Raw genomic sequence first — 25,652 nt, 5'->3', positions numbered from 1 at the left:
TATGGACAACAACAAGGGAGACCGCGTGGTGGAACGCCTGCTACTCAATTGCGACATGGGCGAGAGCTTCGGCAGCTGGCGCATGGGCCTGGACGCCGAGGTGATGCCCTACATCGATTGCGCCAACATCGCCTGTGGCTACCACGCAGGTGACCCCGGCATCATGCGCCGAACCGTGGCCCTGGCGCTGGAGCATGGGGTGACCATCGGCGCGCACCCCGCTTACCCGGACCTGGTCGGCTTTGGCCGCCGCTCCATGGCTTGCAGCCCGGAAGAAATCCGCGACCTGCTGCACTACCAGATCGGTGCGTTGGCGGGTATCTGCAAAGTGCTGGGGGGCCGCGTGGCCTATGTGAAACCTCATGGCGCGCTGTACAACGACATGATGGCCGACCCGCTCAAGCTGCGCACCGTGCTGGAGGCCGTGGCAGCCTACGACAGCAACCTGCCGCTGATGCTCATGGCCACTGCCGACAACCGTGCTGCCCAGGCTCTGGGCGATGAAGTCGGCGTGCCGCTGTGGTTCGAAGCGTTCGCCGACCGCGCCTACACCGCCAGCGGCCACCTGGTGTCGCGACGCCTGCCTGGGGCGGTGCATCACGACCCGGCACGGGTCGTTGAGCAGGCCGTGCGTCTGGCTCGGGGCGACACTCTGGTGGCGGACGATGGCAGTGCCCTGCGCCTGCACGCCAGCACCCTCTGCGTGCATGGCGACAACGACAGTTCGGTGGCAGCGGTGCGGCAGATACGCCAGGCCCTTGATGCCATGGAGGCACGATGAAGCCGCGCATCGAAACGGTGGCCATCGACAGCCTGATGGTGCGCCTGTTCGATCGTATCGACGAGGCGAACATGCCCTGGATGCTCGCCGCCAGTCAGCGCCTGAGCGCCGCGTTCGGTAAGCACTTGCTGGACCTGGTGCCGTCCTATACAACCCTGATGGTGCAGTTCGACTTGCCGCCGGGTGAGGCGAGGGCGCTGATCTTCCAGGCCCTGGACGGTTTGCAGCCAGACACCGGCAGCGGCGGTCGGCGTCATGAGATTCCAGTCTGGTATGACGCCAGCGTCGGCCCGGAGCTGCCCGTTCTGGCGGCCCGCAGCGGCTTGAATGAAGCCGATGTCATCCGCTTGCACAGCGAGCGCGACTATCCGGTATTCGCTTTGGGCTTCGCCCCAGGTTTTGGCTTTATGGGCCTGGTGGACGAGCGCCTGGCCAGCCCGCGCCTGAGCACCCCGCGCAAGCGCGTGGCGGCGGGTAGCGTGGGCATTGCCGAGCGGCAGACGGCAGCGTATCCGGCGGTATCGCCGGGCGGCTGGAACCTGATTGGCCGTACCCCGGTGCGCCTGTTCGACCGGGATCGCGAGGGCTACAGCCTGTTGCAACCCGGTGACCGGGTGCGCTTCGTGCCGGTTTCGCGCAGCGAATTCCTGGCCTTGGGTGGTGATGTGGAGGCGCAGGGATGAAGCAGTTGAAGATCGAGGCCAGTACGCCGTTGTGCCAGTTGCAGGACGCCGGGCGCTTTGGCGTGCGCCACTTGGGCGTAACCCAGGGCGGTGCGCTGGACTGGGTGGCGATGCACTGGGCCAACTGGCTGCTCGGCAACCCGTTGGGGGCGCCGGTGGTCGAGGTGGCGCTGGGTGGGTTCTGCGTGGTGGCCGAACAGGCGTGTGTGCTGGCCTTGGCCGGTGCCGATCTGGATGCGCGGGTTGATGATCAGCCTTTGGCCCCCTGGCGCAGCTTTGCCCTGGCCAAGGGGCAGCGCTTGACCCTGAAGCAGCCTAAGCAGGGCGTTCGGGCTTATCTGGCGGCACCGGGCGGGTTCCTGGGCGAAGATGTGCTGGGCAGTTGTGCCACGGTGGTACGTGAAGAACTGGGTGGCATTGATGGCCAAGGGGCTGCGCTGGTTAAAGGCCAGGCATTAGCGTTCACCGGTAGCGATGCAACCCTGCGCGAGGTGCCGCATGCGTTGCGGCCGCAGTACGCACAAAAGCCTGTGCTCGATTTGGTCATGGGCGCGCAGATCGGCGACTTCAGTGGTATCAGCCTGTTCGAGGCGTTCAACAGTGACTGGGCGCTGGACAGCCGGGCCGACCGCATGGGCATCCGCCTGCTGGGGCCGCAGCTGGTCTATCAGGGCGCGCCGATGATTTCCGAAGGCATACCGCTGGGGGCCGTGCAGGTGCCGCCAGATGGGCAGCCGATCGTGCTGCTCAATGACCGGCAGACCATTGGTGGTTATCCGAGGCTGGGGGCGTTGACGCCGCTGGCGTTGGCGCAACTGGCGCAGTGCATGCCGGGGGCAGTGGTGCGGTTCAGGGCGGTGGTGCAGGATGAGGCGTGGCGAGAGCAGCAGGCTTTTGGAGTGCGTTGGCTTTGAGATCTATGGGGCCGCAAAGCGGCCCCATACTCACTTGGACAGGTACCGCATCCCTTCCTCCAACCCCTGCAAGGTCAGCGGATACATCTTGTCTTCGATCAAATCCCGCACCAGATGGGTCGAAGCGGTGTAGTCCCAGGCCTGCTTCGGATACGGGTTGATCCAGATGATCTTCCTGAACTTCTCCATGAAGCGCAGCATCCACACATACCCGGCCTCTTCGTTCCAGTGCTCCACGCTACCCCCCGGCTGGGTGATTTCGTAGGGCGCCATGGCCGCGTCACCCACGAACACCACCTTGTAGTCGTCGCCATACTTGTGCAACAGGTCGAAGGTGGAATACCGCTCCGAGGTGCGGCGCAGGTTGTTCTTCCATACCGACTCGTACACGAAATTGTGGAAGTAGTAGTACTCCAGGTGCTTGAACTCGGTCTTGCACGCCGAAAACAGCTCTTCGCACACCTTGATGTGCGCGTCCATCGAGCCGCCGATGTCGAACAGCAACAGCAGCTTCACCGTGTTGCGCCGCTCAGGGCGCATCTGGATGTTCAGCAACCCGGCATCACGCGCGGTGTGGTCGATGGTGCCGTTGATGTCCAGCTCTTCGGCAGCCCCCTCACGGGCGAACTTGCGCAGCCGGCGCAGGGCCAGCTTGATGTTGCGCGTGCCCAGTTCCACCTGGTCGTCCAGGTTCTTGTACTCGCGCTGGTCCCACACTTTCACTGCCTTGCCCTGGCGCTTGCCGGCTTCGCCCACGCGGATACCCTCGGGGTTGAAGCCGCCTGAGCCGAACGGGCTGGTACCGCCAGTGCCGATCCACTTGTTGCCACCGGCGTGGCGCTCCTTCTGCTCCTCAAGGCGCTTCTTGAATTCTTCGATCAGCTTGTCCAGGCCGCCAAGGGAATGGATCTGTGCACGCTCTTCGTCAGTGAGCGAGCGCTCGAATTCCTTGCGCAGCCAGTCTTCGGGGATCAGTGCCTCGATGTGCCGGTCGAGGTTTTCAAGGCCCTTGAAATAGGCGGCAAACGCCCGGTCGAACTTGTCGAAATGGCGTTCGTCTTTCACCAGAATGGCGCGGGCGAGGTAGTAGAATTCGTCCATGTCGGCGAACACCACGCGCTTTTGCAGGGCCTGGTGCAGGTCCAGCAACTCGCGTACCGACACCGGCACCTTGGCCGCGCGCATTTCATTGAACAGGTTGAGCAGCATGGCCCGGCTCCTGTCAGCGGTTGCCGCGCCGGCTCATGAAGGCCAGGCGCTCCAGCAGTTGCACGTCCTGCTCGTTCTTTACCAGCGCACCGGCCAAGGGTGGGATGGCCTTGGTCGGGTCGCGCTCGCGCAGCACCGCTTCACCGATGTTGTCGGCCATCAGCAGCTTCAGCCAGTCGACCAGCTCGGAGGTGGACGGCTTTTTCTTCAGGCCAGGTACCTTGCGCACATCGAAGAACACATCCAGCGCCTCGCTGACCAGCGACTGGCTGATGTTCGGATAGTGCACGTCGACGATCTGCTGCAGGGTAGTGCGGTCAGGGAAGGCGATGTAGTGGAAGAAGCAGCGGCGCAGGAAGGCGTCCGGCAGCTCCTTTTCGTTGTTGGAGGTGATGATGATGATCGGGCGCTGCTTGGCCTTGATGGTCTCGTCGATTTCGTAGACGTAGAACTCCATCTTGTCCAGCTCTTGCAGCAGGTCGTTGGGGAACTCGATGTCGGCCTTGTCGATTTCGTCGATCAGCAGGATGACCCGTTCTTCGGCCTCGAAGGCCTCCCACAGCTTGCCCTTTTTCAGGTAGTTGCGCACATCGTGCACCTTGTCCACGCCCAGTTGCGAGTCACGCAGGCGGCTCACTGCGTCGTACTCGTACAACCCCTGGTGGGCCTTGGTGGTGGACTTGATGTGCCAGGTGATCAGGCGCGCGCCGAACGAGGCAGCCAGTTGCTCGGCAAGCATGGTCTTGCCGGTGCCGGGCTCGCCCTTGACCAGCAGCGGGCGTTCGAGGGTGATGGCCGCGTTTACCGCCAGTTTCAGGTCGTCTGTGGCGACGTAGTCGCGGGTGCCTTCGAACTTCATGGGTGTGTCCTCTGCGGGTGTGCTGTTCTGGCCCTGTCGTCGGCAAGCCAGCTCCCACAGGTACTGCACAAGTCTTGAAAACCGTGGGGTCCCTGTGGGAGCTGGCTTGTCGACGATAGGGCCAGTACACACACACCAGTTTTTGATGTGTTACCGACTATAACGCGGGGTTGGCTGGCTGAAAACGCAGACCGGGTATTCAGTCCCTGAATGCCCCGTCACGCTCACTCAGTCGGAATCCGGCCTGGGCTGCTCATACCGCGCATTGAACGCCTGGATGAAGCCATTACGCAGTATCTGCAAGAACGCCTCGAATGCGCTGACATCCTGTTTACGCACACTGCCACTGAGCTCCACACGGGTGGCGAACTGGTTCTTGCGCTGGTTCTTCAGTACAGTTTCGGTCGCCCCAATCAGCGCCTCCCACACCGAGCGGAAAAAGCCTTTGTCCTTTTCCTGCACGTCCTGTTGCCAGTTGAACACGTCCACATCACGCAATAACGGTTTGATATACCCCGTAAGCCGGCCATTCTCGGCCTGCGCCTCGATCACCAGGTCACCATGGCCTGCATTGAAATCGAACTTACCGTAGGCGCTGGAAAAGTCATTGAGCCTGCGCAGCTCAATGCCCGTGGCGCGCAAGCGGAACTGGAAGTCGTCGAAATCGCTGAACGGGTCGAATGTGGCACGGCTTTCGACCCTGGCATCGCCCAGCAGCAGGGCACTGGCCTCCAGACTGGCGTCGCGCCGGCCCTGCTTGTTGCGCACGTTGGTCAGGTTGCGAATGTTGGCATTGAGCTGGGTGGCCTTGAGGTCGACCGGTGGTTTGGAGTTGAAGTTGCGGAAGGTCAGCACGCCGTTGTCGATACGCACCTCGTTGAGCGTAATGGGCAGCAGTTTTTCCAGTTGTTGCCGCCAGTCGGTTCCCCGGCCGGTCTGCGATGCCTGTTTGCTGCCGCCGTCGACGAAATTCAGCACAGGACGGGCGAAGGTCACTGTGGCCACCACGGCCTTGTCGTACCAGAGCGAGGCCCAACTCACCGACAGGTCGATCAGCGGTGCGTCAAGGAAGGGCACCGGAACCCTGCCGCTCGTCTTGACGATTTTCAGCCCGTTGATCTGGTAAGCGCCGCGCCACCAGGCCAGGTCCACGTCGGCCACCTGGCCCCGATAGTCGCCCATGTTGGCCAGTTTGTCGTTCAGGTAGTCGCGCACCAGGTAGGGCAGGGCCAGGTGCAGCGTTACCAACAGCACGACCAGGCTGCATATGCCGATCAGCGGCCAGCGATAACGGGCTCTCATCGGGGCGTCTCCAAGGCGGGATGTGCGGTTGACCGCAATGCCCCCGGTTGAGTTCGAACAGGCTTTACGGGCCACTGGCCGGGGCTTACCCTTGAGGTCTTTCCCTGCTCTTTTTCATGCCAAGGACCCCTGCCATGAGCCGTATCTTTGCAGACAACGCCCACTCCATCGGTAACACGCCGCTGGTGCAGATCAACCGCATCGCCCCACGTGGCGTGACCATCCTGGCCAAGATCGAAGGGCGCAACCCAGGCTACTCGGTCAAGTGCCGCATCGGTGCGAACATGGTCTGGGACGCCGAGAGCAGCGGCAAGCTCAAACCGGGCATGACCATCGTCGAACCCACCTCGGGCAACACCGGTATCGGCCTGGCCTTCGTCGCCGCTGCCCGTGGTTACAAACTGATGCTGACCATGCCCGCTTCCATGAGCCTGGAGCGTCGCAAGGTACTGAAGGCACTGGGCGCCGAACTGGTACTGACCGACCCGGCCAAGGGCATGAAAGGCGCCATCGAGAAGGCCAACGAAATCGTCGCGTCCGACCCGGCCCAGTACTTCCTGCCGGGCCAGTTCGAAAACCCGGCCAACCCGGCCATCCATGAAAAAACCACCGGTCCGGAAATCTGGAACGACACCGACGGCGCAGTCGACGTGCTGGTGGCGGGTGTGGGCACCGGCGGCACCATCACCGGTGTATCGCGCTACATCAAGCACACTCAGGGCAAAGCCATTCTGTCGGTGGCCGTTGAGCCGGCGTCGTCGCCGCTGATTACCCAGACCCTGGCCGGCGAAGAACTCAAGCCCAGCCCGCACAAGATCCAGGGCATCGGCGCCGGTTTCGTGCCAAAAAACCTCGACCTGTCCATCGTCGACCAGGTGGAAACGGTAACCGATGAAGAGTCCAAGGCCATGGCCATCCGCCTGATGCAGGAAGAGGGCATCCTCTGCGGTATTTCCTGTGGCGCAGCCATGGCTGCCGCCGTGCGCCTGGCCGAAAAGCCGGAAATGCAAGGTAAGACCATCGTCGTAATACTGCCGGATTCGGGCGAGCGTTACCTGTCGAGCATGTTGTTCAGCGACATGTTCAGCGAGCAGGAAAACCAGCAGTAATCGGCCTCGCCGCTGACCCGGCGCAACAATCGGCGGCCTGGTTTATTGCAAAATCTTCATGAATGCGATCCCGCCCGGGTTGTTTTTACCTCGGCGGGATCGGTTTATGATGGCAGGATGATTTTCAGGAGAGCAGGACGCGCAGCCCTGGCTCTTCCCCAAGGAGTGAAAGCATGACCTTTTCCTTTGCAGCCAAGGCGGGTGTCTTGCTGGTGTTTTTCGGCAGCGTGCTGTTCGTGCACTTGCGCGGCAAGGCCCGCCTGCCGGTGTTGCGCCAGTTCGTCAACCATTCGGCGCTGTTCGCCCCGTACAACGCTTTGATGTACCTGTTCTCCGGCGTGCCGTCCAAGCCCTACCTGGACCGTCAGCGCTTCCCTGAACTGGACGTGTTGAAAGACAACTGGCAGGAAATCCGCGAAGAGGCCATGCGCCTGTTCGACGAGGGCTACATCCGCGCCGCCGAGAAGGACAATGACGCCGGTTTCGGCTCGTTCTTCAAGAAAGGCTGGAAGCGTTTTTACCTGAAGTGGTACGACAAACCTCTGCCTTCGGCCGAAACGCTGTGCCCACGCACCGTCGAGCTGGTCAGCAGTATCCCCAACGTCAAGGGTGCGATGTTTGCCCTGCTGCCTGGCGGCAGCCACCTGAACCCGCACCGTGACCCGTTCGCAGGGTCCCTGCGCTACCACCTGGGCCTGTCCACCCCCAACTCCGATGCTTGCCGCATCTACGTCGATGGCGAGGAATATGCCTGGCGTGATGGCGAAGACGTGATGTTCGACGAAACCTATGTGCACTGGGTCAAGAACGAGACCGACGTTACCCGCGTCATTCTGTTCTGCGACATCGAACGCCCGCTGAGCAGCCCGCTGATGACCCGCATCAACCGCCAGGTCAGTGCCTTCCTCGGTCGCGCCACCGCGCCGCAGAATACCGATGACGAGCGCGTGGGCGGGATCAACCAGGCGTATGCCTGGAGCAAGCGCTTCAGCAACAGGATCAGCGGCCATGTGAAGCAGTTCAAGCGCGCCAACCCCAAGGCCTACCGCGTGCTGCGGCCGGTGCTGGCGGTGTTGGTGGCCTATTTGCTTTATCGTTGGTTGTTCTGACCGGCAGGGCCGGCCTCTTTGCGGGTTTAGCCGCGAACTGGCCGGCTCAGGTTGTTGCCCAATCCAGCATTCACCGTTATATTCCGAAACACATATCTTCCCTGAAGACCTGAACATGCCAGCCACCCCTTCCACCGCAAACTTTGCCATCGCGCCAGTCGCGGGCATGGTCGTGCGTGGCAGCCAGCAGCCGGCCATGATCAGTCACTACCCACCACCTGTCAGTGGCGTTGTAGGCGGCGTAGCACCGCCTCCTTGCGTGGTCGTGCTGGGCTGATCGGCTTCTGGCCGAACCCTTTCGCACACGCAACCTACTGAACACGGTCGGCTACTTCCCCTGCTGAAGTCTACGCCCACCGTTCGGCTTATTTGCCCGAATACAGGTGCATACATGTCTGTCTTTTCCAAAACATCCGTGGCCTCGGCGGCCACTACCAGCCTGTTCGTCCTGCTGTGGAGCAGCGGGGCGATCGTCTCCAAGCTGGGCCTGGCGCATGCCAGCCCGTTTGCCTTCCTGCTGTTGCGCTCGGCGCTGGCGCTGACGGGCCTGCTGTTGATCGGCCCGTTGCTGGGGCTGCGCTGGCCGCGTAGCCGTGGGGCCATTCTGCGTGCCCTGGGCACCGGGTGTGTGCTGCTCGGCGCCTACCAGATCTTCTATTTGCTGGCGCTCAATACCCATGTCACCCCGGGCGTCATGGCCACGGTGATGGGGGTTCAACCCATCCTTACCGTGGTGCTGATGGAGCGGCAACGTTCCTGGAGCCGTCTGTTCGGACTGGGGCTGGGCCTGGCTGGCTTGATCATGGTGGTCTACCAGGGCATCAACCTGGGCGGCGTGTCGCTGGCGGGGATGCTGTTCGCCCTGCTGGCGCTGACCAGCATGACCTTGGGTTCGATCCTGCAGAAGCGCATCACCGACAACCCCATGGGCACGCTGCCGCTGCAGTACCTGGCCGGTTTTGCCATGTGTGCGCTGTTCGCGCCTTTGCAACCGCTGCAGGTCGAGTGGACCGGCGGCTTCATCGGCGCGCTGCTGTGGATGGGCCTGGTGGTCTCGTTGCTGGCGACCCTGCTGCTGTACCGGCTGATCGCCAAGGGTAACCTGGTCAATGTCACCAGCCTGTTCTACCTGGTGCCGGCAGTGACCGCAGTGATGGACTTCCTGATCTTCGGTAACCGCCTGGCACCGCTCAGCCTGCTGGGCATGGGGCTGATCGTGGTGGGCCTGCTGTTCGTGTTTCGCAAACCCGCTGCCCGGTTGGCCGAGGCGTAAGCCTTAGCGGAACTCTTCGGGGATGGTGTGGCGCAGCACGCCTTCCTCGAAGTCCAGCAGGCCGGCTTCGCGCTGGGTGAGCAGGTAGTAGAGCAGGGTATCGAGCGACCGCTGCGATGGCACCTCGACAGCCAGCATCTTCACGGCCTGCTCGGTTTCGCAGTTGCAGCCGAAGTCCTGCAAGGCTGCGCGTACCTGGTCCAGGGTTTCCGGCGGTTTGACCACCACCCGAAACACCGAGCTGCCGCTGCGCTGGCGCAGTTCGGCGAACCAGGTCTCGCCGGCGTCTTCACGGGTGCCGATCACGTCGCCCGGGGCGATGCCGTAAACGTGGAAGGGAATATTGTCGACGGCATAGCCACCTTCCACGGCTTTTGCCCACAGGCCCTCGACCGAGGCCGGTGGGTAGCCGGTCTCGTCCTGTTCCAGGCGGAACAGGACTTTCTTGTACGCGCTGTTCATCGTGTACCCCGCTTCAACTGCGCGCCGGGCGCAGCACCAGCCACAGTGCCACGCCAATCAGCAAGCCGCCGTACAGGTGTGCCATCGACAGCGGCTCGTCCAGCAACCACGCCCCCCACAATACGCCGAATGCCGGGATCAGGAAGGTTACGGTGCTGGCTTTTACCGGGCCGATTTCTTCCAGCAGGCGGAAGTACAGGATGTAGGCGAATGCAGTGCACAGCAGGCCCAGGCCCAGCAGCGACAGCCATACCTGCCAGCCCCCCCAGCTGGCGGGCGGTTGGGTGAGTGCGCTCCAGCCGAACAGCGGGCTCAACATGAGGGTGGCACCGAGCATGCTGCCCAGTGCTGACAGGCGGCTGTCCAGACCACTGACCCAGCGGCGGGCGAGGAACCCGGCAAAGCCGTAGCAGGTGGTGGCCGCCAGGCAGGCGAGGGCGCCTTGCACCAAGGCCATGTCCAGTGCCACCGGGCCAGCGCCGCTGAGGATGCCGACCCCGAACAGGCCCAGGAAAATGCCGCAGAGCTTGGGCAGGGTCATGGGTTCGCGGAAGAACAGCACGCCGATCAGTACGCCCATCAGCGGCGTGGTAGCGTTGAAAATGGCCGAATAGCCAGCCGGCAATACCTGGGCCGCTACGGAATAGAAGGTGGCGGGGATGCCGGAGTTGATCATGCCCAGCACCAGGCAGGCGCCGAGCTTGCCCTGGAAATCCCAGCGTACGCGGGCGGCGGCGACGATGGCGACCAGGCCCAGGCAAGCGATGGACACACGGAAGAACGCGGTCGGCACCGTGCCCAACTCGGGGGCGATGATGCGCATGAACAGGAAACTCGCTCCCCAGACGGCGGCAAGAGTTAGCAGGCGGGCTAGGGCGATGGGGCTCACAACGGTCTCCGGAGGCAGGGCAGGGGCGCGAGTTTACGCGAGGGGGCGGGGAGATTCTTGTGCTTTCTTGCGGTGTAATCCTGTGCGGCTAAGCTGTCTATCTCACCCCGCACCGAGGTGTCCCGCATGACCCAGCACTGGCCTGCCGGCGAGATCGCCCGGATGATCCTCGATGGCTTTGACGACTATCGCGAGCATTTTCGCCGCATCACCCTCGGTGCCCGTGAGCGTTTCGAACAGGCGCGCTGGCAAGCGTGCCAGCGCGCCGCTGCCGCACGGATCAACCTGTATGAGCAGAAGGTCGGCGAGGTCAACGGCTGGTTGCGGGATGCGTTCGATGACGAGGTGCTGCTGGAGGTCGGCCAGTGGCCCTTGGTGAAAAGTGCCTACATAGGCCTGATCGACCCGCGCCTGGACGATGAACTGTCGGAGACCTGGTACAACTCGCTGTTCTGCAGCCTGTTCAGCCATGACCAGATCAGCGACGGCTGCATGTTCATCCACACCACCCGGCCGTCGATCCGCAGCCATCAGCGCGCTGCGCAAACCCGTACCTATTGCCCCGATGGCAGCCTCAAGGGCCTGTTGCGCGCGATCTTCGCCGACTACGCATTCGTCTATGGCGACCTTGAAAGCGACCTGTCACGCCTTGAGGAGCAACTGCGCGAATGCCTGCCGGACTGGGTCTGCAAGGACCCGACGCTCGCGGTGGAGCTGTTTTCACCGGTGTTGTACCGCAACAAGGGGGCCTACCTGGTCGGTCGGCTTTACAACAGCGACGAGCAGTGGCCACTGGTGATCCCGCTGTTGCACCGCGAAGGGCATGGTGTAGAGGCCGATGCGCTGATTACCGACGAGGCCGAGGTGTCGATCATCTTTTCCTTCACCCGCTCGTACTTCATGGTCGATGTGCCGGTGCCGGCCGAGTTCGTCAACTTCCTCAAGCGCATCTTGCCCGGCAAGCACATTGCCGAGCTGTACACTTCAATCGGTTTCTACAAACACGGCAAGTCGGAGTTCTACCGGGCGCTGATCAACCACCTGGCCAGCAGCGACGACCGCTTCGTCATGGCACCCGGTGTGCGTGGCATGGTCATGAGCGTGTTTACCCTGCCGGGCTTCAATACGGTGTTCAAGATCATCAAGGACCGTTTTTCGCCCTCGAAAACCGTTGACCGCGCCACGGTGATCGACAAGTACCGGCTGGTGAAAAGTGTCGACCGTGTCGGGCGTTTGGCCGATACCCAGGAATTTGCAGACTTTCGCTTCCCGCGTGACAAGTTCGAGCCAGAGTGCCTGGCCGAGCTGCTGGAGGTGGCGCCATCGACCGTGGCGCTGGAGGGTGACACGGTGCTGATCCGCCACTGCTGGACCGAGCGGCGCATGACGCCGCTGAACCTGTACCTGGAGCATGCCAGCGAAGGCCAGGTGCATGAGGCGCTGGAAGACTATGGTTTGGCCATCAAGCAGTTGGCGGCGGCGAACATCTTCCCGGGTGACATGTTGCTGAAGAACTTTGGGGTGACGCGTCATGGCCGGGTGGTGTTCTACGACTATGACGAAATCAGCTTTTTGACCGAAGTGAATTTCCGCCATATCCCGCCGCCGCGTTACCCGGAAGACGAAATGTCGGGCGAACCGTGGTACTCGATCGGCCCGCATGATGTGTTTCCCGAAGAGTTTCCGCCGTTTCTGTTTGCCGATATCGGCCAGCGGCGGTTGTTCAGCCGGTTGCATGGGGAGTTGTATGACGCGGATTACTGGAAGGGGTTGCAGGCGGCGATCAGGGAAGGGAAGGTGATTGATGTGTTTCCTTATCGGCGCAAGGCTCGGTAAACCTGTTTTTGCAGGCCCGCGAAGAGGCCAGGCCTGTTGAGCACAATTATCCCCTCAAACACTTCAACTCACTGAAATCCGTTCGCACCTTGGCCAACCTATCCTGCAAAAACCGCCGCTGTTGCGGCGTGCTTTGCTGCACCAGGTCCACCAGTAAACTCCGGGCCTGTCGTTCGGTATTCTGAAACGCCGCACGATACGCCGGCGTCCACAAACTCTCCTTGCGCTGCAGCAACGTCGCCAGCCGCGGCTCGAAACTCGCGTCATTGCGCTGGTTCATCGCCAGCAGCAATTGCTGCTGCCAGTGGGCGCGGTTGGCGATCCATTCGCGGTTCTGGTCACCCAGCGCCTGCGACCAGGCTTGCACCCGCTGTTTCTGCACTGGTGTCAGTTCCCCCAGCCATGGCGTCAGGCGTTTTTCCATGCGCTCGGTACGGCGGGCGATCTGTTTGGCCAGCGGTGTATCCACATACTGCTTCTGCCGTTCGCTGATGTCGTCGCGAAAGGCATCACGCATTTCCGCCACTTGGGTGTCGCTCATGCCACGCAACAGTTCAGTGGCCGACGGGGTGATTTCCTCTGCCACCCGGCCAATCGCCTCGCGGGCCTCATGGGTACGTTGCTGCAGGGCCTGGTCGGTCACCTGGTCGTCAGCGACCATGCCGCGTACCCGGTCCAGCCAGTCGAGGTAACCGGGCAGTTGGGTCTTGCAATGCCAGGCCAGGTGCTCGCGCAAGCGGTCGTCGAGCATGGCCTTCTGCTCGCGGTTCATGTCCAGGTAATCGCCCAGCGACCACGGCACCAGGCGATCAAGGTTGCGGTAAGCCAGGTCGATACGGCTGCAGGCGGCCAAGGCCAGGGCGAAGCCGATAGCGACAAGCAGGGCTTTGGACAGGCGTGCAGGCATGTACTGTTCCTTCCCGAATCGGGCCAGACCGTAGACGCCAAGGAGCACGGACGGTTCCACTGCATCAGCGGTCGGACGGTGTGATGGCTTCAGGTGTAGAATAGCCCCCTTGTCTTGAGGATCATCAGAAATGGCTCTGCTTGGGCGTTACAACAGTTTGCAAATCGTGAAGCACGTGGACTTCGGCCTGTACCTGGACGGCGGTGCCGACGGCGAGATCCTGCTGCCCGGGCGCTACATCCCGAAAAACGCCGAAACCGAGGTGGATGACTGGCTGAACGTGTTCATCTACCTGGACAGCGAAGACCAGCTGATCGCCACCACCGAAAAGCCCAAGGTGCAGGTCGGCGAATTCGCCAGCCTCAAGGTCAAGGATATCAACGGTGCCGGCATCTTCCTGGATTGGGGTCTGTCCAAGGACCTGCTGATGCCGTACTCGGAAGAGGCACGGCCGCTGAAGATCGGCGACTACTGCGTGGTGCACGTCTACCTCGATAAGCGCACCCGCCGCATCACCGCTACTTCACGCCTGGACCGCTACCTCGACGTCACCCCGGCTGACTACAAGGTCGGGCAACCGGTCGAGCTGCTGGTCGCCGGTGAAACGCCGATGGGCTTCAAGGCCATCATCAACAACCGTCACTGGGGCCTGATTCACAAGAACGAGGTGTTCAAGTTCCTGCGTTCGGGCATGCACGAGAAGGGCTTCATCAAGGAAGTGCGCCACGACGGCAAGATCGCCCTCAGCCTGCAGCCAGTGGGCGCGGCCCTGTCCGACAGCCTGCAAGAACAGATCATGGCACGCCTGGAGGCTGAAGGTGGGGTATTGGGCGTGTGCGACAAGAGCGACCCGGCGCTGATCAGCAAGCTGTTCAACGTCAGCAAAGGCAACTTCAAGAAGGCCATTGGCGGGTTGTTCAAGCAGGGCCTGATCGTCATCCATGACGACCGTATCGAAAAGGTCTGATTGCCCTTACGCCTGTACGAAGTTGCGGAAGTCCAGTTGCTCGCCACCCGGACGGGTGTCGCGCAGCAGCGAGTCGCGGTCAGCGCTGAGGGCCAGGCTGATGGTCGAGCGGCGCTTGCCGGGCTTGCGCACTTCCATCTGCTCCAGGTGAGCCTTGAGGAAGTTGGTGGGCACCTTCAGGTGCTGCAGCTCATCGCTTTCTGGCGTGTGCAACAGCAGGTTGACCCAGTCGGCCTGGCCCTTGCCCAACAGCGCCACGGGCACTTCGAACCACCACAGGTTGCGTTTGTTGTCCAGGATGGCGAACAGGGTGTTGCTGCTGGTCAGCACCGGCCGGGCCAATGCTTCGTTGCGCCGGGCGATGGCGGCGGGTTTGTCGAGTTTCATGCAGGTTCCTGCGGGTTGACGCTATGAAGGCCTGCATTGTGAGGGGTGGCACGGGGCGGGGCAAGGTTTGTGATTTGCGGTGCCTGTGCCGGCCTCTTCGCGGGTTTACCCGCGAAGAGGCCAGTAGCCTTACCGCCGAACCGGCAGGCTCAACTCGGAGGTTGCCCCATCGGCAGTGGTCACGGTTGCAGTAAAGCTGCGCAACCCGCCGATGTTCTCCAGCACCTGGGCAAACCGCGCCTGCCCCTGCTCGTCACTGTTCACCAGCACGTCCCCAAGGTACTGCTCCGCCTCGGTGCCATCGGCTTGGGCATTACCAAAGAACTCTACGCGCAACAGGCTCGACACCGGTCCCTGCACCTCGCCGCGCAATACATTGCCTTCCAGCGCCATCAGCCGTGGCGCCTGTTGGTTGTGGTTAGGCAGCGGCTGGCAAGGCTTGGGCTCGCCCTTGGCATCACAGATGATCGCCTGGTCCTGCTTGGGCAAATCGGCCCCCACCCCGCGCGAACCTACATACAGCGCATGCGCCTGCGCCGGGACGCCAAACACGATGGCGCCCGTGCGTTGGTCAGGCACGCAGGAGCCGCCCGCCTCGCAGCGGCGGATATCCTGGGTGTTACCCCAGATGCGGTTGGCGCTCAGGCGCGTGGCGGTCGTGTCCGGCTCCGGGCGCAGGGCCACGCCGATGCGGTTACCGTGGATCAGGTTGCCGTCGAGGACGTTGCCCTCGCCGGTCACGCTGACCCCGATCGAGTTGCCGCTGAAGGTATTGGCTGCCAGGTAATTGCGCTTGCCCCAGTTGATCTGCAGGCCGTCGGAGTAGTTCTCGAAGCGGTTGCGCACCACGCTGTTGTCGTTGCCCAGCAGAATCTCGATGCCTTGCGAGGGCTCCGGGTTGGCAGCGGTGGAGCGGAACAGGTTGTCGGCCACCAGGTTGAACGCCGCGCCACGGGTCAGCTCCAGGCCGTCGCCATTGTCGATCAGCTGGTTGCGCAGCACCTTGTTGTTGTTCGTGGTGGTGGCGGTGGGGTTACCGGCACCGTCATCACCGGTCAGCATGATGCCCGCGCCGCCCTTGTTGGCGACGATGCGGTTGTCTTCGATCACGTTGCCGCTGGCGCGGTTGACCAGGATGCCGATGCAGAAGTTGCGCACTTCCAGGCCGCTCAAATGCACGCCTTGGGTATCGCGCAGCACCAGCCCGGGGTGGGTGGTGGTGCGCACGTTGGTGCCAAACTGGCCGGGCAGGGCGCCGGGGCAGGTGCGCACGCCTTGGTCCTTGATGTAAGCCGAACCGTCGATGGCGATGTATTGGCCATCGCGTGCCCAGGGCAGGCCAGTGATGCGCACCGGGCCTTTGATTTCTGGCAGTGGGCTATTGGGGCGGATGACGTAGGGCGGCTTGCCCACTGCCGCAATGTCGATGCGGTAATGGCCAGGGTTCTGGTTGCTGGTTTCGATGGCCCAGCGCAGCGAGCCGGGTTGGCCATCGTCGGCGTAATGCTCGACACGCAGGGTTTCAGGGTGGGCCGGTGCGGCGGCCAGGGCGGGCAAGGGGAGCAGTGGCAGCAAGGCCACCAGCGCAGGCATCAGACGCATGGGTGCGGGTATCCGGAAAACATTGTTTTTATGAAGTGCCAGCCTGCTTTGGGCGGACGTTTGCGGGGGATTTTAGGGCAGGGCTGATGGCATCGCGCGGGCGCAGGGGCGATTCGGTGCGGTATTCGCCCGCAGTTTTACCGCTCGGCCCAAGGGTTACAAATCCGTTGAAACTCCTGGCGAGGGCGCTGGGTCCACCAACTGTCGGCACGGTTTACGTGTCTCCCATTGCAGGAGTTTTGCCATGAGCGGTACTAAAGACAAAGCGAAAGGCCTGGCCAACGAAGCGGTTGGCAACATCAAACAGGGCGTCGGCAAGGTGACCGACAACGACAAGCTGCGGGCCGAGGGCAAGGCGCAGGAACTGAAGGGCGAGGCGCAGCAGGTCAAGGGCAATGTGAAGGATGCGGTGAAGAAGCCTTGATTCGAGGCAGTCTGACCCGGCCTCTTCGCGGGCAAGCCCCCGAAGAGGCCGGACCTGTGTAAGCAAATTCTTCAAGCATGGCGGGGAGCAGCACAGCAACCGCAGGGTCTATTAGACTTACCCGTTGTATTGATGAATCAAGCGGCGAAAGGAGACGCTATGATTTTCCCCGACCTGCGCGGTCTGCCCCTGCACCGCGTGCTGGTACGCACCGTCAAGGAATTCCTTGACGACGAGATGTCCACCTATGCCTCCGCGCTGGCTTATCAAGCGCTGTTTTCGCTGTTCCCCTTCTTGCTGTTCCTGATTGCCCTGATTGGTTTCCTGCACCTGCCAGACTTCTTCTCCTGGCTGCGCCTGCAAACCGAGCTGGTGCTGCCGCCCCAGGCACTGGAGCAGGTAAACCCGGTAATCGACCAACTCCAGCAGTCCAAGGGCGGGCTGCTGTCGGTGGGTATCGTGATTGCCCTGTGGACCGCGTCGGCGGGCGTGCGACTGATGATGAGCGCCATGAACGCCGCCTACGACGTGCCCGAAGGGCGACCGGTATGGAAGCGCATACCCCTTTCCATCATCTACACCGTAGGCTTGGCCGGCATGCTATTGGTGGCGGCGGCGCTGATGGTGCTGGGGCCGCAGGTGATGGAATGGATTGCCTCACAGATAGGCATGCAGGAGTTCATCGTAACGCTGTGGACCATCCTGCGCTGGCCGGCGATCATTATCCTGCTGATGGTGGCCGTGGCGGTGATCTACTACGTGATGCCCGACGTGAAGCAGAAGTTTCGCTTCATCACACCCGGCTCGGTGCTGGCGGTGGTGGTGTGGATCGTGGCCTCGCTGGGCTTCGCCTACTACGTGAAAACCTTTGCCGACTACAACGCCATGTACGGCAGCATTGGTGCAATCATCGTGCTGTTGCTGTATTTCTATATCTCGGCTGCCGTATTGCTGCTGGGCGCCGAAATGAATGCGGTGATCGAGCACATGTCAGCCGAAGGCAAGAACCCGGGCGAAAAAGATTTCAACGGCGAAAAGCCCAAGGAAACCTTGACGGTGCTGGGCCACGAGCACCCCAACCCGAACGCGTCCAATACTGTCGAGCCGAACACCAGATGATCCGCGACATTCTTAAAATGGGTGATGAACGCCTGCTACGCATCGCCCCGCCTGTGCCCGAGCACCTGTTCGGCACGGCCGAACTGCAGCAACTGATCGACGACATGTTCGAAACCATGCGCCATGTGGGCGGGGTCGGCCTGGCCGCGCCGCAGATTGGCGTCGACCTGCAGTTGGTGATCTTCGGCTTCGAGCGCAGCGAACGTTACCCCGATGCCGAAGCGGTGCCGCAGACCATTTTGCTCAACCCGGTCATCACACCGACCTCCACCGAGGTCGAGGACGGCTGGGAAGGCTGCCTGTCGGTGCCTGGCCTGCGTGGCGTGGTGCCGCGCTTCAAGCACATCTGCTACGAAGGGGTCGACCCCCAGGGCAACCCGATCAACCGCTTTGCCGACGGCTTCCATGCACGGGTGGTGCAGCACGAGTGCGATCACCTGATCGGCCGTTTGTACCCATCGCGCATTCAGGACTTCGCCAAGTTCGGTTACACCGAGGTGCTGTTCCCGGGGCTCGACGTCAGCGACGACTAAGCCCGCTCCAGCGCTACCAGGCGTTTGCTGCGCTGGTAGCGCAGCAGGCGGCTTGCCAGGCTTTCGGGCAGTTGCCCGGCCATGTGGAAACCCAGGCGCTGATAGAAGGGCGCCAGGTCCGGGTGGCAGAACAGCCAGGTTGGGCCATTGGCCTGCTCCAGCGCCGCATCGATCAAGCGTCCGGCCACCCCCTTGTTGCGCTGTTGCGGGTCGACGAACAACCCGGTCAGCCAATAACCATCGCCTACGGGGCTCAGGCTCAAGCCTGCAATGATGCCCGGCGCCCTCGCCACCCACAGTTGCGCATCGCTTGCAGCACGCATGCGCGAGCCGTGCTGACGGTAAAAATGGTCCAGTAGCCGGCGATTAGTGTCCGAAAGCGTCGAGCAGTGAAGATATGTTAATGAAATGGCGAGTCCTGCCCTGAAAGCTGGCCAGAGGCTCTGGCTGGATGTTTTGCGGCTAATTTGACGCAGATTGTTGCAAATCCGGCAAGGGTGAATATCCGACTACGGGGTTCAACTATTGCCATGCGGGAGTAGACTTTTACACATCCCCCCTGGCAGTACGAAGCGGGATCGGTACTTCGTGCCATCTTCACCGTAGATGGCAACTTCTCCGTGCCGTTCACGGCAATAGAAGTCAATCGATCAGCTTGAATGCTTAAAAGGCAAACCCACATGAAACCATTACTGATTCTTGCATTGGTCGGTATGTCCTCGTTCGCCCTCGCCGATGAGGCCACCCCCGTCTCCAGCCAGCCTGTGGCCCAGCAGTATGACTATTCCATGAACCTGGACATCAAACGGGTGATCAACTTGTCGACCATCCCCAATGTCTGCGAAGTGGTACCTGCCACCATGACCTATGAAGACCACCAAGGCCAGGTGCATACCATTCAGTACCGGGCCATGGGTGAGGGTTGTCAGCAAGGTTGAAGCTGAAGCGATCCTTTAGGAGCGGCTTTAGCCGCGAACACCGGCGCAGCCGGTGCCATCCACCATCGGTAGATGGATCGCGGGGAAGCCCGCTCCTACAGGCTATAAAGCCACTGCTCGAGAGAATAATTTCCAAGGCCTGTCGATTCCTCCGTTCTCCATTCGACCATAGGTGAAGGCACCACCGTGCCCCCATGACCTGTCGGAGGAACCCCCGATGAGCACCGCAGCCGAAACCGAGATCCGCCAACTGATCGAGCGCTGGATGCAGGCCGTGCGCGATCGCGACATCCCCAACATCACCGCCCCCTATGCCGATGACATCGTCGCCTTCGATGCCATCCAGGCGCTGCAATTCAAGGGCAAGGCTACCTACACCGCGCACTGGGAAATGTGCATGGGCATGTGCACCGGCCCCATGGTCTTCGAACTGGCCGAACTCACCGTACACGCCGCTGGCGACCTGGCCCTGGCCCACTGGCTGAACCGCTGCGGCCCGGGCGATGACGAAAGCCAGTGCGGCTTTATGCGTGCCACCGTGGGCTATCGTCGTCAGAATGGCCAGTGGCAGGTGATCCATGAGCACTGGTCGGCGCCGTTCGACATGGAAACCCAGAAAGCCCTGTTCGATCTCAAGCCCTGAGCCGTTATCGCCAAACGCACTTTGCCAAAGCCCTGGAGGCGACCATGAAATACCTGTGCCTGGTCTATTGTGACGAGGGGCTGCTGCACAGCCTGCCCGACAGCCCGGAAGACGCCGAATGCATGGCGTATGCCGAAGCCATCCAGGGCTCCGGGCGAATGCTGGCGGCCGAGGCGCTGAAGCCTGTGCAGACCGCCACCACGGTACGGGTGCGCAACGGGCACATGAGCCTGACCGACGGCCCGTTCGCCGAAACCAAAGAGCAACTGGCGGGTTTTTACCTGGTGGAGGCCCGCGACTTGAACGAGGCGCTGAACATCGCCAAGGGTATTCCTGCCGCACGGGTCGGTAGCGTCGAGGTAAGGCCCGTGCGCCAACTGCAACCCTGACAGCCAAGGAGCACAACAACAATGAGCCTTGCCCAACCTGCACCTGCCCAACACGAGTTGTCCATCAGCCGCTTGATCGACGCCCCCCCGGCCAAGGTGTTCCGCGCCTGGACCGAACCCCAGTGGCTGATGCAGTGGTGGGGGCCGCACGGCATGACCACACCGGAGTGCGAGATGCAGTTGTGGGCCGGCGGCCTGTTCCGCACCCTGATGCGCGCGCCGGATGGCAGCGAGTACCCGAACCAGGGTGTGTTTCTGGAGATTGCCGCACCACGGCGGCTGGTGTTCACCGATGCCTTCGGCCCCGGCTGGGTGCCCTCGAACAAGGCCTTCATGACCGCCGTGATCAGCTTTGACGAGGAGCAAGGCAAAACCCGCTACACCGCCCGCGCCTGGCACTGGAATGCCGCCGACTGCCGGGCCCATGAGGAAATGGGCTTTCACCAGGGCTGGGGAGAAAGCCTGGACCGCCTGGTGGAGGTGGTGACCCAGCGGATGCCCGACTGATGGCGGCACTGGCGCAAGTGCGCACCGAAGTCGAGGCGGTGTACCGGCGGGAGTCGCGACGCATTTTGGCAACGTTGATCCGCTTGCTGGGTGATTTCGACCTGGCCGAGGAGGCCATGCATGATGCCTTCTTCATCGCCGTCGAGCGTTGGCAGCGCGACGGCATCCCCGAAAACCCAAGGGCGTGGCTGGTTTCCACCGGGCGCTTCAAGGCCATCGATGCGCTGCGCAGGCGCGCCCGTTTCGACCGCTCCCAGGCCGACCTGAGCATGCTGCTCGACGGCCAGGCACAGGATCCCAGCGAAGAAGAGTTGCTGGCCGATGACCGCCTGCGGCTGATCTTCACCTGCTGCCACCCGGCACTGTCCGCCGATGCCCAGGTACCGCTGACCCTGCGCGAAGTCTGCGACCTGACCACTGAACAGATTGCCCGCGCCTTCCTGCAAAGCCCGGCCACCATCGCCCAGCGCATTGTCCGCGCCAAGGCCAAGATTCGCGATGCAGCCATCCCGTACCAGGTACCGGAATTGAACGAACTGCCCGAACGGCTGGAGAGCGTTTTGCGGGTGATCTACCTGGTGTTCAACGAAGGCTATTCGGCGTCATCGGGCGAGGCGCTGCTGCAGCAGGACCTAAGCGATGAAGCGATCCGCCTGGCGCGGTTGCTGGTGCAGTTACTGCCCGACCCGGAGGCGGTTGGCCTGCTGGCCTTGATGCTGCTGCAGGCGTCCCGGCAGCAGGCGCGAACCGATGCCCAGGGCAACCTGGTGGTGTTGGAGCAGCAAGACCGCAGCCTGTGGGACCGGCAACGCATTGAGGAAGGCTGCGAGCTGGTGCGCCAGGCGCTGCAAAGCCGGGCGTTCGGCGCCTATACGGTGCAGGCCGCGATTGCCGCGGTGCATGCCGAAGCATCGACGGCAGCGGAGACGGACTGGGCGGAGATTGTCGGGCTTTATGACGTGTTGCAGCGGCATTGGCCTTCAGCCGTGGTGGAGCTGAACCGGGCGGTGGCAGTGGCCAAGAGGGATGGACCGGAGGTTGGCTTGCAGGTGGTCGAGGGGATTATGGCGCGAGGGGAGCTGCTGGACTATCACCTGGCGCATGTGGCCCGGGCGGAGTTGCACTATCAACTGGGGCAGGTCGAGGAGGCCCGTGCGGCTTGGCGGCAGGCGCTGGCGCTGACCCGGCAGGAGCCGGAGCGCAGGCACATTGAGCGGCGGCTTCAGGCCATTGAATGATGTTTGCTGTGCCGGCCTCTTCGCGGGCACGCCCGCGAAGAGGCCGGTACTGGCTATATCGATCTTCAGCTAGCCACAAAATTCGGCGGCGACACCAGCTCGACGGTCTGCTGCTTGCGCGGTGCCAGGATCTCGGCCTCACCCTCGACCACCAGCTCATCGTTCTGGTTGTACACATTGGTGGCGATACGCACCTTGAACTTCGGCAGTTTCTCGAGGATTTCCAGGCGCACGGTCAGGGTATCGCCAATTTTCACCGGCTTCTGGAAGCTCATTTGCTGGCCCAGGTAGATGGTGCCAGGGCCTGGCAGGGTGCAGGCCACTGCTGCACTGATCAGCGCGCCGCTGAACATGCCGTGTGCAATACGTTCGCGGAACATGCTCTTGGCGGCGAACTCGGCATCCAGGTGAACCGGGTTGTGGTCACCGGACATCGCGGCGAACAGCTGGATGTCGCGTTCTTCAACGGACTTCTTGTACTCGGCCTTCTGGCCGACTTCGAGGGCTTCGTAAGGCGTGTTGGTGACCTGGGACATCGGTGCTTCCTTAAGCGTTAGGCGAGGGTGGCTATCATTCACTGCGCACGGGGCGGCCAAGGGCCAGCGCCTGTTCAAGCCAGCCGAGGATATCGGCGGTGACCTCGTCACGGTTGGTTTCGTTGAGTACTTCATGCCGCGCTTGAGGATAGACGCGCAGCTGTACATTTCGATTGCCGGTCGCGCGCAGGGCGTCGGCCAGATGGGTGAGACGCTTGCCGGCACTGACCGGATCACATTCACCACCGATCACCAGCATCGGCAGGTTCGGATCGATCTGCGCGAGGTTACTCGGCTGGCTGATCTGCGCCAAGCCTTGTAACAGGTCGAGCCACAGCTGGTTGCTGCAACGAAAGCCGCACAACGGGTCGTTGACGTACAGGTCGACTTCGGCCGGGTCGCGGCTGAGCCAGTCGAATGCGGTGCGGTTGGGCTTGAACGCCTTGTTGAACGAGCCGAACGACAACCACTCGATCAATGCACTTTTGCCCAACGGCCCCTGACGCCAGGCTTCCAGCCGGGCAATCTGCCGGGCCACTCGGTAAAGCGTTGCCGGCTGGTAGTTGGAGCCACTCAGGATGGCCCCGTGCAGGCTGGCACTGTGGTGCAGCAGGTAGGCCTGGGCGATGTAGCTGCCCATGCTGTGGCCGAACAGGAACAGCGGCGTGCACGGGTATTGCTGACCGATGTGCTGGGCCATCCGGCCGAGGTCGTTGACCACGGCATTCCAGCCATGATGGCGGGCGAACAGGCCGAGGCTGCCCTGTTCGGCAGTGCGCCCGTGACCGCGCTGGTCGGCCGCGAACAGGGCAAAGCCCGCCTCGCTCAGGGCCTGCCCAAGGCGTTGGTAGCGCCCGGCATGCTCGGCCATGCCATGGGCCAGCAGCACCACGGCTTTCACCGGTTTGGCCGGCAGCCATTGGTGCACGTACAGGCTGCAGTGCTCGCTGGCGGGTAGCCAGAAGGCGTCGTGAGGCATGGCGGGTCCTTGTGCGCACGGGTACCCGAACAGTGTATGCACAACCGGCCGGATTGCAGGAAGGGCACAAATAAGATTCACAATGTTAATGGCGGCACTTGGCGTATATGCCACCTTGGACTTACCTGTTAACGTCGGATCAACGCCTTTTCGCCGGCTGGCGATCAGGTAAGGGACTAAAGGACGCAGTGCAGGTCCAGGCAGAGGAACAATAATAAATGCAAGCCGACTTCTGGAATGACAAGCGCCCGGCGGGCGTGCCTTCCACCATCGACATCAATGCCTACGCCTCGGTCGTCGAGGTGTTCGAGCGCTCCTGCAAGCGCTTTGCCGACCGCCCGGCGTTCAGCAACCTGGGCGTGACCCTGACCTACGCCGAGCTGGAGCGCCATTCAGCCGCCTTCGCCGGCTGGTTGCAGCAGCACACCGACCTCAAACCGGGCGACCGCATCGCGGTGCAGATGCCCAACGTGCTGCAATACCCCATCGCCGTCTTCGGCGCCATGCGCGCCGGCCTGATCGTGGTCAACACCAACCCGCTGTACACCGAGCGCGAAATGCGCCACCAGTTCAAGGACAGCGGCGCGCGCGCACTGGTGTACCTGAACATGTTCGGCAAGCGTGTGCAGGAGGTGTTGCCCGATACCGGCATCGAATACCTGATCGAGGCGAAGATGGGCGACCTGCTGCCCACCGCCAAAGGCTGGCTGATCAACACGGTGGTCGACAAAGTGAAGAAGATGGTGCCGGCCTATCACTTGCCCCAGGCGGTATCGTTCAAACAGGCGCTGCGCCAAGGGCGCGAGCTGTCGCACAAACCGGTGCCGCTGAGCCTGGACGACATCGCCGTGCTGCAATACACCGGCGGTACCACGGGCCTTGCCAAAGGCGCGATGCTCACCCACGGCAACCTGGTGGCCAACATGCTGCAGGTGCTGGCCTGCTTCTCGCAGCATGGCCCCGACGGGCAGAAGCTGCTCAAGGACGGGCAGGAGGTGATGATCGCGCCGCTGCCGCTCTACCACATCTATGCCTTTACCGCGAACTGCATGTGCATGATGGTCACCGGTAACCACAACGTGCTGATCACCAACCCACGGGACATCCCGGGCTTCATCAAGGAGCTGGGCAAGTGGCGTTTCTCCGCGCTGCTGGGGCTGAATACCCTGTTTGTTGCGCTGATGGATCACCCGGGCTTCCGTCAGCTGGACTTCTCGGCGCTGAAGGTCACCAACTCCGGCGGCACGGCGCTGGTCAAGGCCACTGCCGAGCGCTGGGAAGCGCTTACGGGGTGTCGCATCGTCGAGGGCTACGGCCTGACCGAAACCTCGCCGGTGGCCAGCACCAACCCCTATGGCAAGCTTGCCCGACTGGGTACGGTGGGCATCCCGGTGGCGGGTACCGCGTTCAAGGTGATCGACGATGACGGCAACGAGATGCCGCTGGGCGAGCGGGGCGAGTTGTGCATCAAGGGCCCGCAGGTGATGAAGGGCTACTGGCAGCAGCCCGAGGCCACGGCCCAGGCCCTGGATGCGGACGGCTGGTTCAAGACCGGCGATATTGCGGTGATCGACCCGGACGGTTTCACTCGCATCGTCGACCGCAAGAAAGACATGATCATCGTCTCGGGCTTCAATGTTTACCCCAACGAGATCGAGGATGTGGTGATGGGCCACCCCAAGGTCGCCAACTGTGCAGCCATCGGTGTGCCGGACGAGCGTTCCGGCGAGGCGGTGAAGCTGTTCGTGGTGCCGCGTGAGGGGGGGCTGAGCGTGGATGAGCTCAAGGCCTACTGCAAGGCCAACTTTACCGGCTATAAGGTGCCCAAGCACATTGTGCTGCGCGAGTCGTTGCCGATGACGCCTGTGGGCAAGATCTTGCGGCGGGAACTGCGGGATATCGCTTGATGGGTATGGCTTTGACTTAGTGGTGTTGTTGAGATCGAGCGCCGCGCGGGCGGCGTTCGATCTGCGAAACCTTACAAAACTCAAGCCATCCGCGACATTTTGGTTAAAAACTCTAAAAATGACTTGTATTGTTCATTGAGTCATTTTTGT

General features: G+C 62.3%; 29 protein-coding genes. 18 read left to right on the top strand and 11 right to left on the bottom strand.

The window, feature by feature from the left end; translation table 11 throughout:
• Position 1: 1 nt before the first annotated feature.
• From B9A31_RS11980 to B9A31_RS11970, 3 genes are read left to right on the top strand one after another with little or no spacing between them, the layout of a single operon-like run.
• Entirely contained in the window at positions 2 to 781 is a 780-nt protein-coding gene (locus B9A31_RS11980; RefSeq protein ID WP_084297010.1) for a 5-oxoprolinase subunit PxpA, read from the top strand.
• The gene (pxpB, locus tag B9A31_RS11975; RefSeq protein WP_019098507.1) at positions 778 to 1,464 is read left to right on the top strand and encodes a 5-oxoprolinase subunit PxpB; all 687 of its coding nucleotides are present in this window, start codon (positions 778 to 780) and stop codon (positions 1,462 to 1,464) included. Before B9A31_RS11980 ends, pxpB begins: the two co-directional genes overlap by 4 nt.
• Complete coding sequence (locus B9A31_RS11970; protein ID WP_019098508.1) at positions 1,461 to 2,378, top strand: 5-oxoprolinase subunit C family protein; 918 nt, start codon at positions 1,461 to 1,463, stop codon at positions 2,376 to 2,378. Before pxpB ends, B9A31_RS11970 begins: the two co-directional genes overlap by 4 nt.
• Positions 2,379 to 2,408: 30 nt before the next feature.
• Here B9A31_RS11970 and B9A31_RS11965 read toward each other — a convergent pair whose 3' ends face one another.
• The 3 genes from B9A31_RS11965 to B9A31_RS11955 form a co-directional block, all read right to left on the bottom strand.
• The gene (locus B9A31_RS11965; protein WP_084297009.1) at positions 2,409 to 3,587 is read right to left on the bottom strand and encodes a vWA domain-containing protein; all 1,179 of its coding nucleotides are present in this window, start codon (positions 3,585 to 3,587) and stop codon (positions 2,409 to 2,411) included.
• Between the two features lie 13 nt (positions 3,588 to 3,600).
• Positions 3,601 to 4,446, bottom strand: a complete 846-nt coding sequence (locus B9A31_RS11960) for an AAA family ATPase (RefSeq protein WP_012273667.1) — start codon at positions 4,444 to 4,446, stop codon at positions 3,601 to 3,603.
• 228 nt (positions 4,447 to 4,674) lie between these two features.
• Positions 4,675 to 5,748: a DUF748 domain-containing protein gene (locus tag B9A31_RS11955; protein WP_019098510.1), complete on the bottom strand. Its 1,074-nt coding sequence runs from the start codon at positions 5,746 to 5,748 to the stop codon at positions 4,675 to 4,677.
• Positions 5,749 to 5,882: 134 nt separating this feature from the next.
• Here B9A31_RS11955 and cysK point away from each other — a divergent pair, with 134 nt between their 5' ends.
• The 4 genes from cysK (at position 5,883) to B9A31_RS11940 (ending at position 9,239) form a co-directional block, all read left to right on the top strand.
• Positions 5,883 to 6,857 carry a cysteine synthase A gene (gene cysK / locus B9A31_RS11950; RefSeq protein WP_019098511.1) on the top strand — a complete coding sequence of 325 codons (975 nt, stop codon included), beginning with the start codon at positions 5,883 to 5,885 and terminating at the stop codon, positions 6,855 to 6,857.
• A gap of 173 nt (positions 6,858 to 7,030) precedes the next feature.
• A complete protein-coding gene (locus B9A31_RS11945; RefSeq protein ID WP_025753893.1) occupies positions 7,031 to 7,966 on the top strand; it encodes an aspartyl/asparaginyl beta-hydroxylase domain-containing protein in 936 nt (311 codons plus the stop codon).
• A gap of 115 nt (positions 7,967 to 8,081) precedes the next feature.
• Positions 8,082 to 8,243, top strand: a complete 162-nt coding sequence (locus B9A31_RS27295) for a hypothetical protein (protein ID WP_174244679.1) — start codon at positions 8,082 to 8,084, stop codon at positions 8,241 to 8,243.
• Positions 8,244 to 8,357: 114 nt separating this feature from the next.
• Complete coding sequence (locus tag B9A31_RS11940) at positions 8,358 to 9,239, top strand: DMT family transporter (protein ID WP_084297008.1); 882 nt, start codon at positions 8,358 to 8,360, stop codon at positions 9,237 to 9,239.
• A gap of 3 nt (positions 9,240 to 9,242) precedes the next feature.
• On the opposite strand, the gene B9A31_RS11935 is transcribed toward B9A31_RS11940, so the two are convergent.
• Both B9A31_RS11935 and B9A31_RS11930 read right to left on the bottom strand, forming a co-directional pair.
• Positions 9,243 to 9,701, bottom strand: a complete 459-nt coding sequence (locus B9A31_RS11935) for a DUF4265 domain-containing protein (protein WP_016711924.1) — start codon at positions 9,699 to 9,701, stop codon at positions 9,243 to 9,245.
• A gap of 13 nt (positions 9,702 to 9,714) precedes the next feature.
• Positions 9,715 to 10,590 carry a DMT family transporter gene (locus B9A31_RS11930; protein ID WP_019098513.1) on the bottom strand — a complete coding sequence of 292 codons (876 nt, stop codon included), beginning with the start codon at positions 10,588 to 10,590 and terminating at the stop codon, positions 9,715 to 9,717.
• A gap of 126 nt (positions 10,591 to 10,716) precedes the next feature.
• On the opposite strand from B9A31_RS11930, the gene aceK reads away from it, so the two are divergent.
• Positions 10,717 to 12,426 (top strand): bifunctional isocitrate dehydrogenase kinase/phosphatase, encoded by a 1,710-nt coding sequence (gene aceK, locus B9A31_RS11925; protein ID WP_027609394.1) that lies wholly within the window; start codon positions 10,717 to 10,719, stop codon positions 12,424 to 12,426.
• 46 nt (positions 12,427 to 12,472) lie between these two features.
• Here aceK and B9A31_RS11920 read toward each other — a convergent pair whose 3' ends face one another.
• Positions 12,473 to 13,333 carry a DUF6279 family lipoprotein gene (locus B9A31_RS11920; protein WP_019098515.1) on the bottom strand — a complete coding sequence of 287 codons (861 nt, stop codon included), beginning with the start codon at positions 13,331 to 13,333 and terminating at the stop codon, positions 12,473 to 12,475.
• Between the two features lie 130 nt (positions 13,334 to 13,463).
• Here B9A31_RS11920 and B9A31_RS11915 point away from each other — a divergent pair, with 130 nt between their 5' ends.
• On the top strand, positions 13,464 to 14,300 hold the full coding sequence (locus tag B9A31_RS11915; protein ID WP_016711920.1) for a CvfB family protein: 837 nt from the start codon (positions 13,464 to 13,466) through the stop codon (positions 14,298 to 14,300).
• Between the two features lie 6 nt (positions 14,301 to 14,306).
• Here the strand turns inward: B9A31_RS11915 and B9A31_RS11910 are convergent, their stop codons facing one another.
• Both B9A31_RS11910 and B9A31_RS11905 read right to left on the bottom strand, forming a co-directional pair.
• Positions 14,307 to 14,687, bottom strand: coding sequence for a hypothetical protein (locus tag B9A31_RS11910; protein WP_003254641.1), 381 nt, complete (start codon positions 14,685 to 14,687; stop codon positions 14,307 to 14,309).
• Positions 14,688 to 14,816: 129 nt separating this feature from the next.
• Complete coding sequence (locus tag B9A31_RS11905) at positions 14,817 to 16,289, bottom strand: right-handed parallel beta-helix repeat-containing protein (protein WP_028614331.1); 1,473 nt, start codon at positions 16,287 to 16,289, stop codon at positions 14,817 to 14,819.
• Between the two features lie 244 nt (positions 16,290 to 16,533).
• On the opposite strand from B9A31_RS11905, the gene B9A31_RS11900 reads away from it, so the two are divergent.
• The 3 genes from B9A31_RS11900 to def all read left to right on the top strand — a co-directional run bounded on the left by B9A31_RS11900 (position 16,534) and on the right by def (position 18,365).
• A complete protein-coding gene (locus tag B9A31_RS11900; RefSeq protein ID WP_019099157.1) occupies positions 16,534 to 16,713 on the top strand; it encodes a CsbD family protein in 180 nt (59 codons plus the stop codon).
• Positions 16,714 to 16,872: 159 nt separating this feature from the next.
• A complete protein-coding gene (locus B9A31_RS11895) occupies positions 16,873 to 17,832 on the top strand; it encodes a YihY/virulence factor BrkB family protein (RefSeq protein ID WP_019099156.1) in 960 nt (319 codons plus the stop codon).
• The gene (gene def / locus B9A31_RS11890) at positions 17,829 to 18,365 is read left to right on the top strand and encodes a peptide deformylase (protein ID WP_016711916.1); all 537 of its coding nucleotides are present in this window, start codon (positions 17,829 to 17,831) and stop codon (positions 18,363 to 18,365) included. The genes B9A31_RS11895 and def overlap by 4 nt, the downstream gene beginning before the upstream one ends.
• Here the strand turns inward: def and B9A31_RS11885 are convergent.
• Positions 18,362 to 18,688, bottom strand: coding sequence for a GNAT family N-acetyltransferase (locus B9A31_RS11885; RefSeq protein WP_016711915.1), 327 nt, complete (start codon positions 18,686 to 18,688; stop codon positions 18,362 to 18,364). The genes def and B9A31_RS11885 overlap by 4 nt on opposite strands.
• 357 nt (positions 18,689 to 19,045) lie before the next feature.
• Here B9A31_RS11885 and B9A31_RS11880 point away from each other — a divergent pair, with 357 nt between their 5' ends.
• The 5 genes from B9A31_RS11880 to B9A31_RS11860 all read left to right on the top strand — a co-directional run bounded on the left by B9A31_RS11880 (position 19,046) and on the right by B9A31_RS11860 (position 22,080).
• Positions 19,046 to 19,303, top strand: coding sequence for a DUF2790 domain-containing protein (locus B9A31_RS11880; protein ID WP_016711914.1), 258 nt, complete (start codon positions 19,046 to 19,048; stop codon positions 19,301 to 19,303).
• A gap of 217 nt (positions 19,304 to 19,520) precedes the next feature.
• Positions 19,521 to 19,946: a YybH family protein gene (locus tag B9A31_RS11875; RefSeq protein ID WP_027615331.1), complete on the top strand. Its 426-nt coding sequence runs from the start codon at positions 19,521 to 19,523 to the stop codon at positions 19,944 to 19,946.
• A 44-nt stretch (positions 19,947 to 19,990) separates the two neighbouring features.
• Complete coding sequence (locus tag B9A31_RS11870) at positions 19,991 to 20,335, top strand: YciI family protein (protein ID WP_016711912.1); 345 nt, start codon at positions 19,991 to 19,993, stop codon at positions 20,333 to 20,335.
• A gap of 21 nt (positions 20,336 to 20,356) precedes the next feature.
• Entirely contained in the window at positions 20,357 to 20,842 is a 486-nt protein-coding gene (locus B9A31_RS11865) for an SRPBCC family protein (RefSeq protein ID WP_016711911.1), read from the top strand.
• Positions 20,842 to 22,080, top strand: coding sequence for an RNA polymerase sigma factor (locus tag B9A31_RS11860; RefSeq protein ID WP_025753889.1), 1,239 nt, complete (start codon positions 20,842 to 20,844; stop codon positions 22,078 to 22,080). Before B9A31_RS11865 ends, B9A31_RS11860 begins: the two co-directional genes overlap by 1 nt.
• A gap of 65 nt (positions 22,081 to 22,145) precedes the next feature.
• Here the strand turns inward: B9A31_RS11860 and B9A31_RS11855 are convergent, their stop codons facing one another.
• Positions 22,146 to 22,616 carry a MaoC family dehydratase gene (locus B9A31_RS11855; RefSeq protein WP_016711909.1) on the bottom strand — a complete coding sequence of 157 codons (471 nt, stop codon included), beginning with the start codon at positions 22,614 to 22,616 and terminating at the stop codon, positions 22,146 to 22,148.
• A gap of 34 nt (positions 22,617 to 22,650) precedes the next feature.
• Complete coding sequence (locus tag B9A31_RS11850; protein ID WP_084297007.1) at positions 22,651 to 23,595, bottom strand: alpha/beta hydrolase; 945 nt, start codon at positions 23,593 to 23,595, stop codon at positions 22,651 to 22,653.
• 218 nt (positions 23,596 to 23,813) lie between these two features.
• On the opposite strand from B9A31_RS11850, the gene fadD2 reads away from it, so the two are divergent.
• Entirely contained in the window at positions 23,814 to 25,502 is a 1,689-nt protein-coding gene (fadD2, locus tag B9A31_RS11845; RefSeq protein ID WP_016711907.1) for a long-chain-fatty-acid--CoA ligase FadD2, read from the top strand.
• Positions 25,503 to 25,652 lie beyond the last annotated feature (150 nt).

The sequence above is a fragment of the Pseudomonas sp. URIL14HWK12:I5 genome, assembly GCF_900176445.1.
Taxonomy (GTDB): domain Bacteria; phylum Pseudomonadota; class Gammaproteobacteria; order Pseudomonadales; family Pseudomonadaceae; genus Aquipseudomonas; species Aquipseudomonas monteilii.
This window is presented reverse-complemented; position numbering and strand designations above follow the sequence as displayed.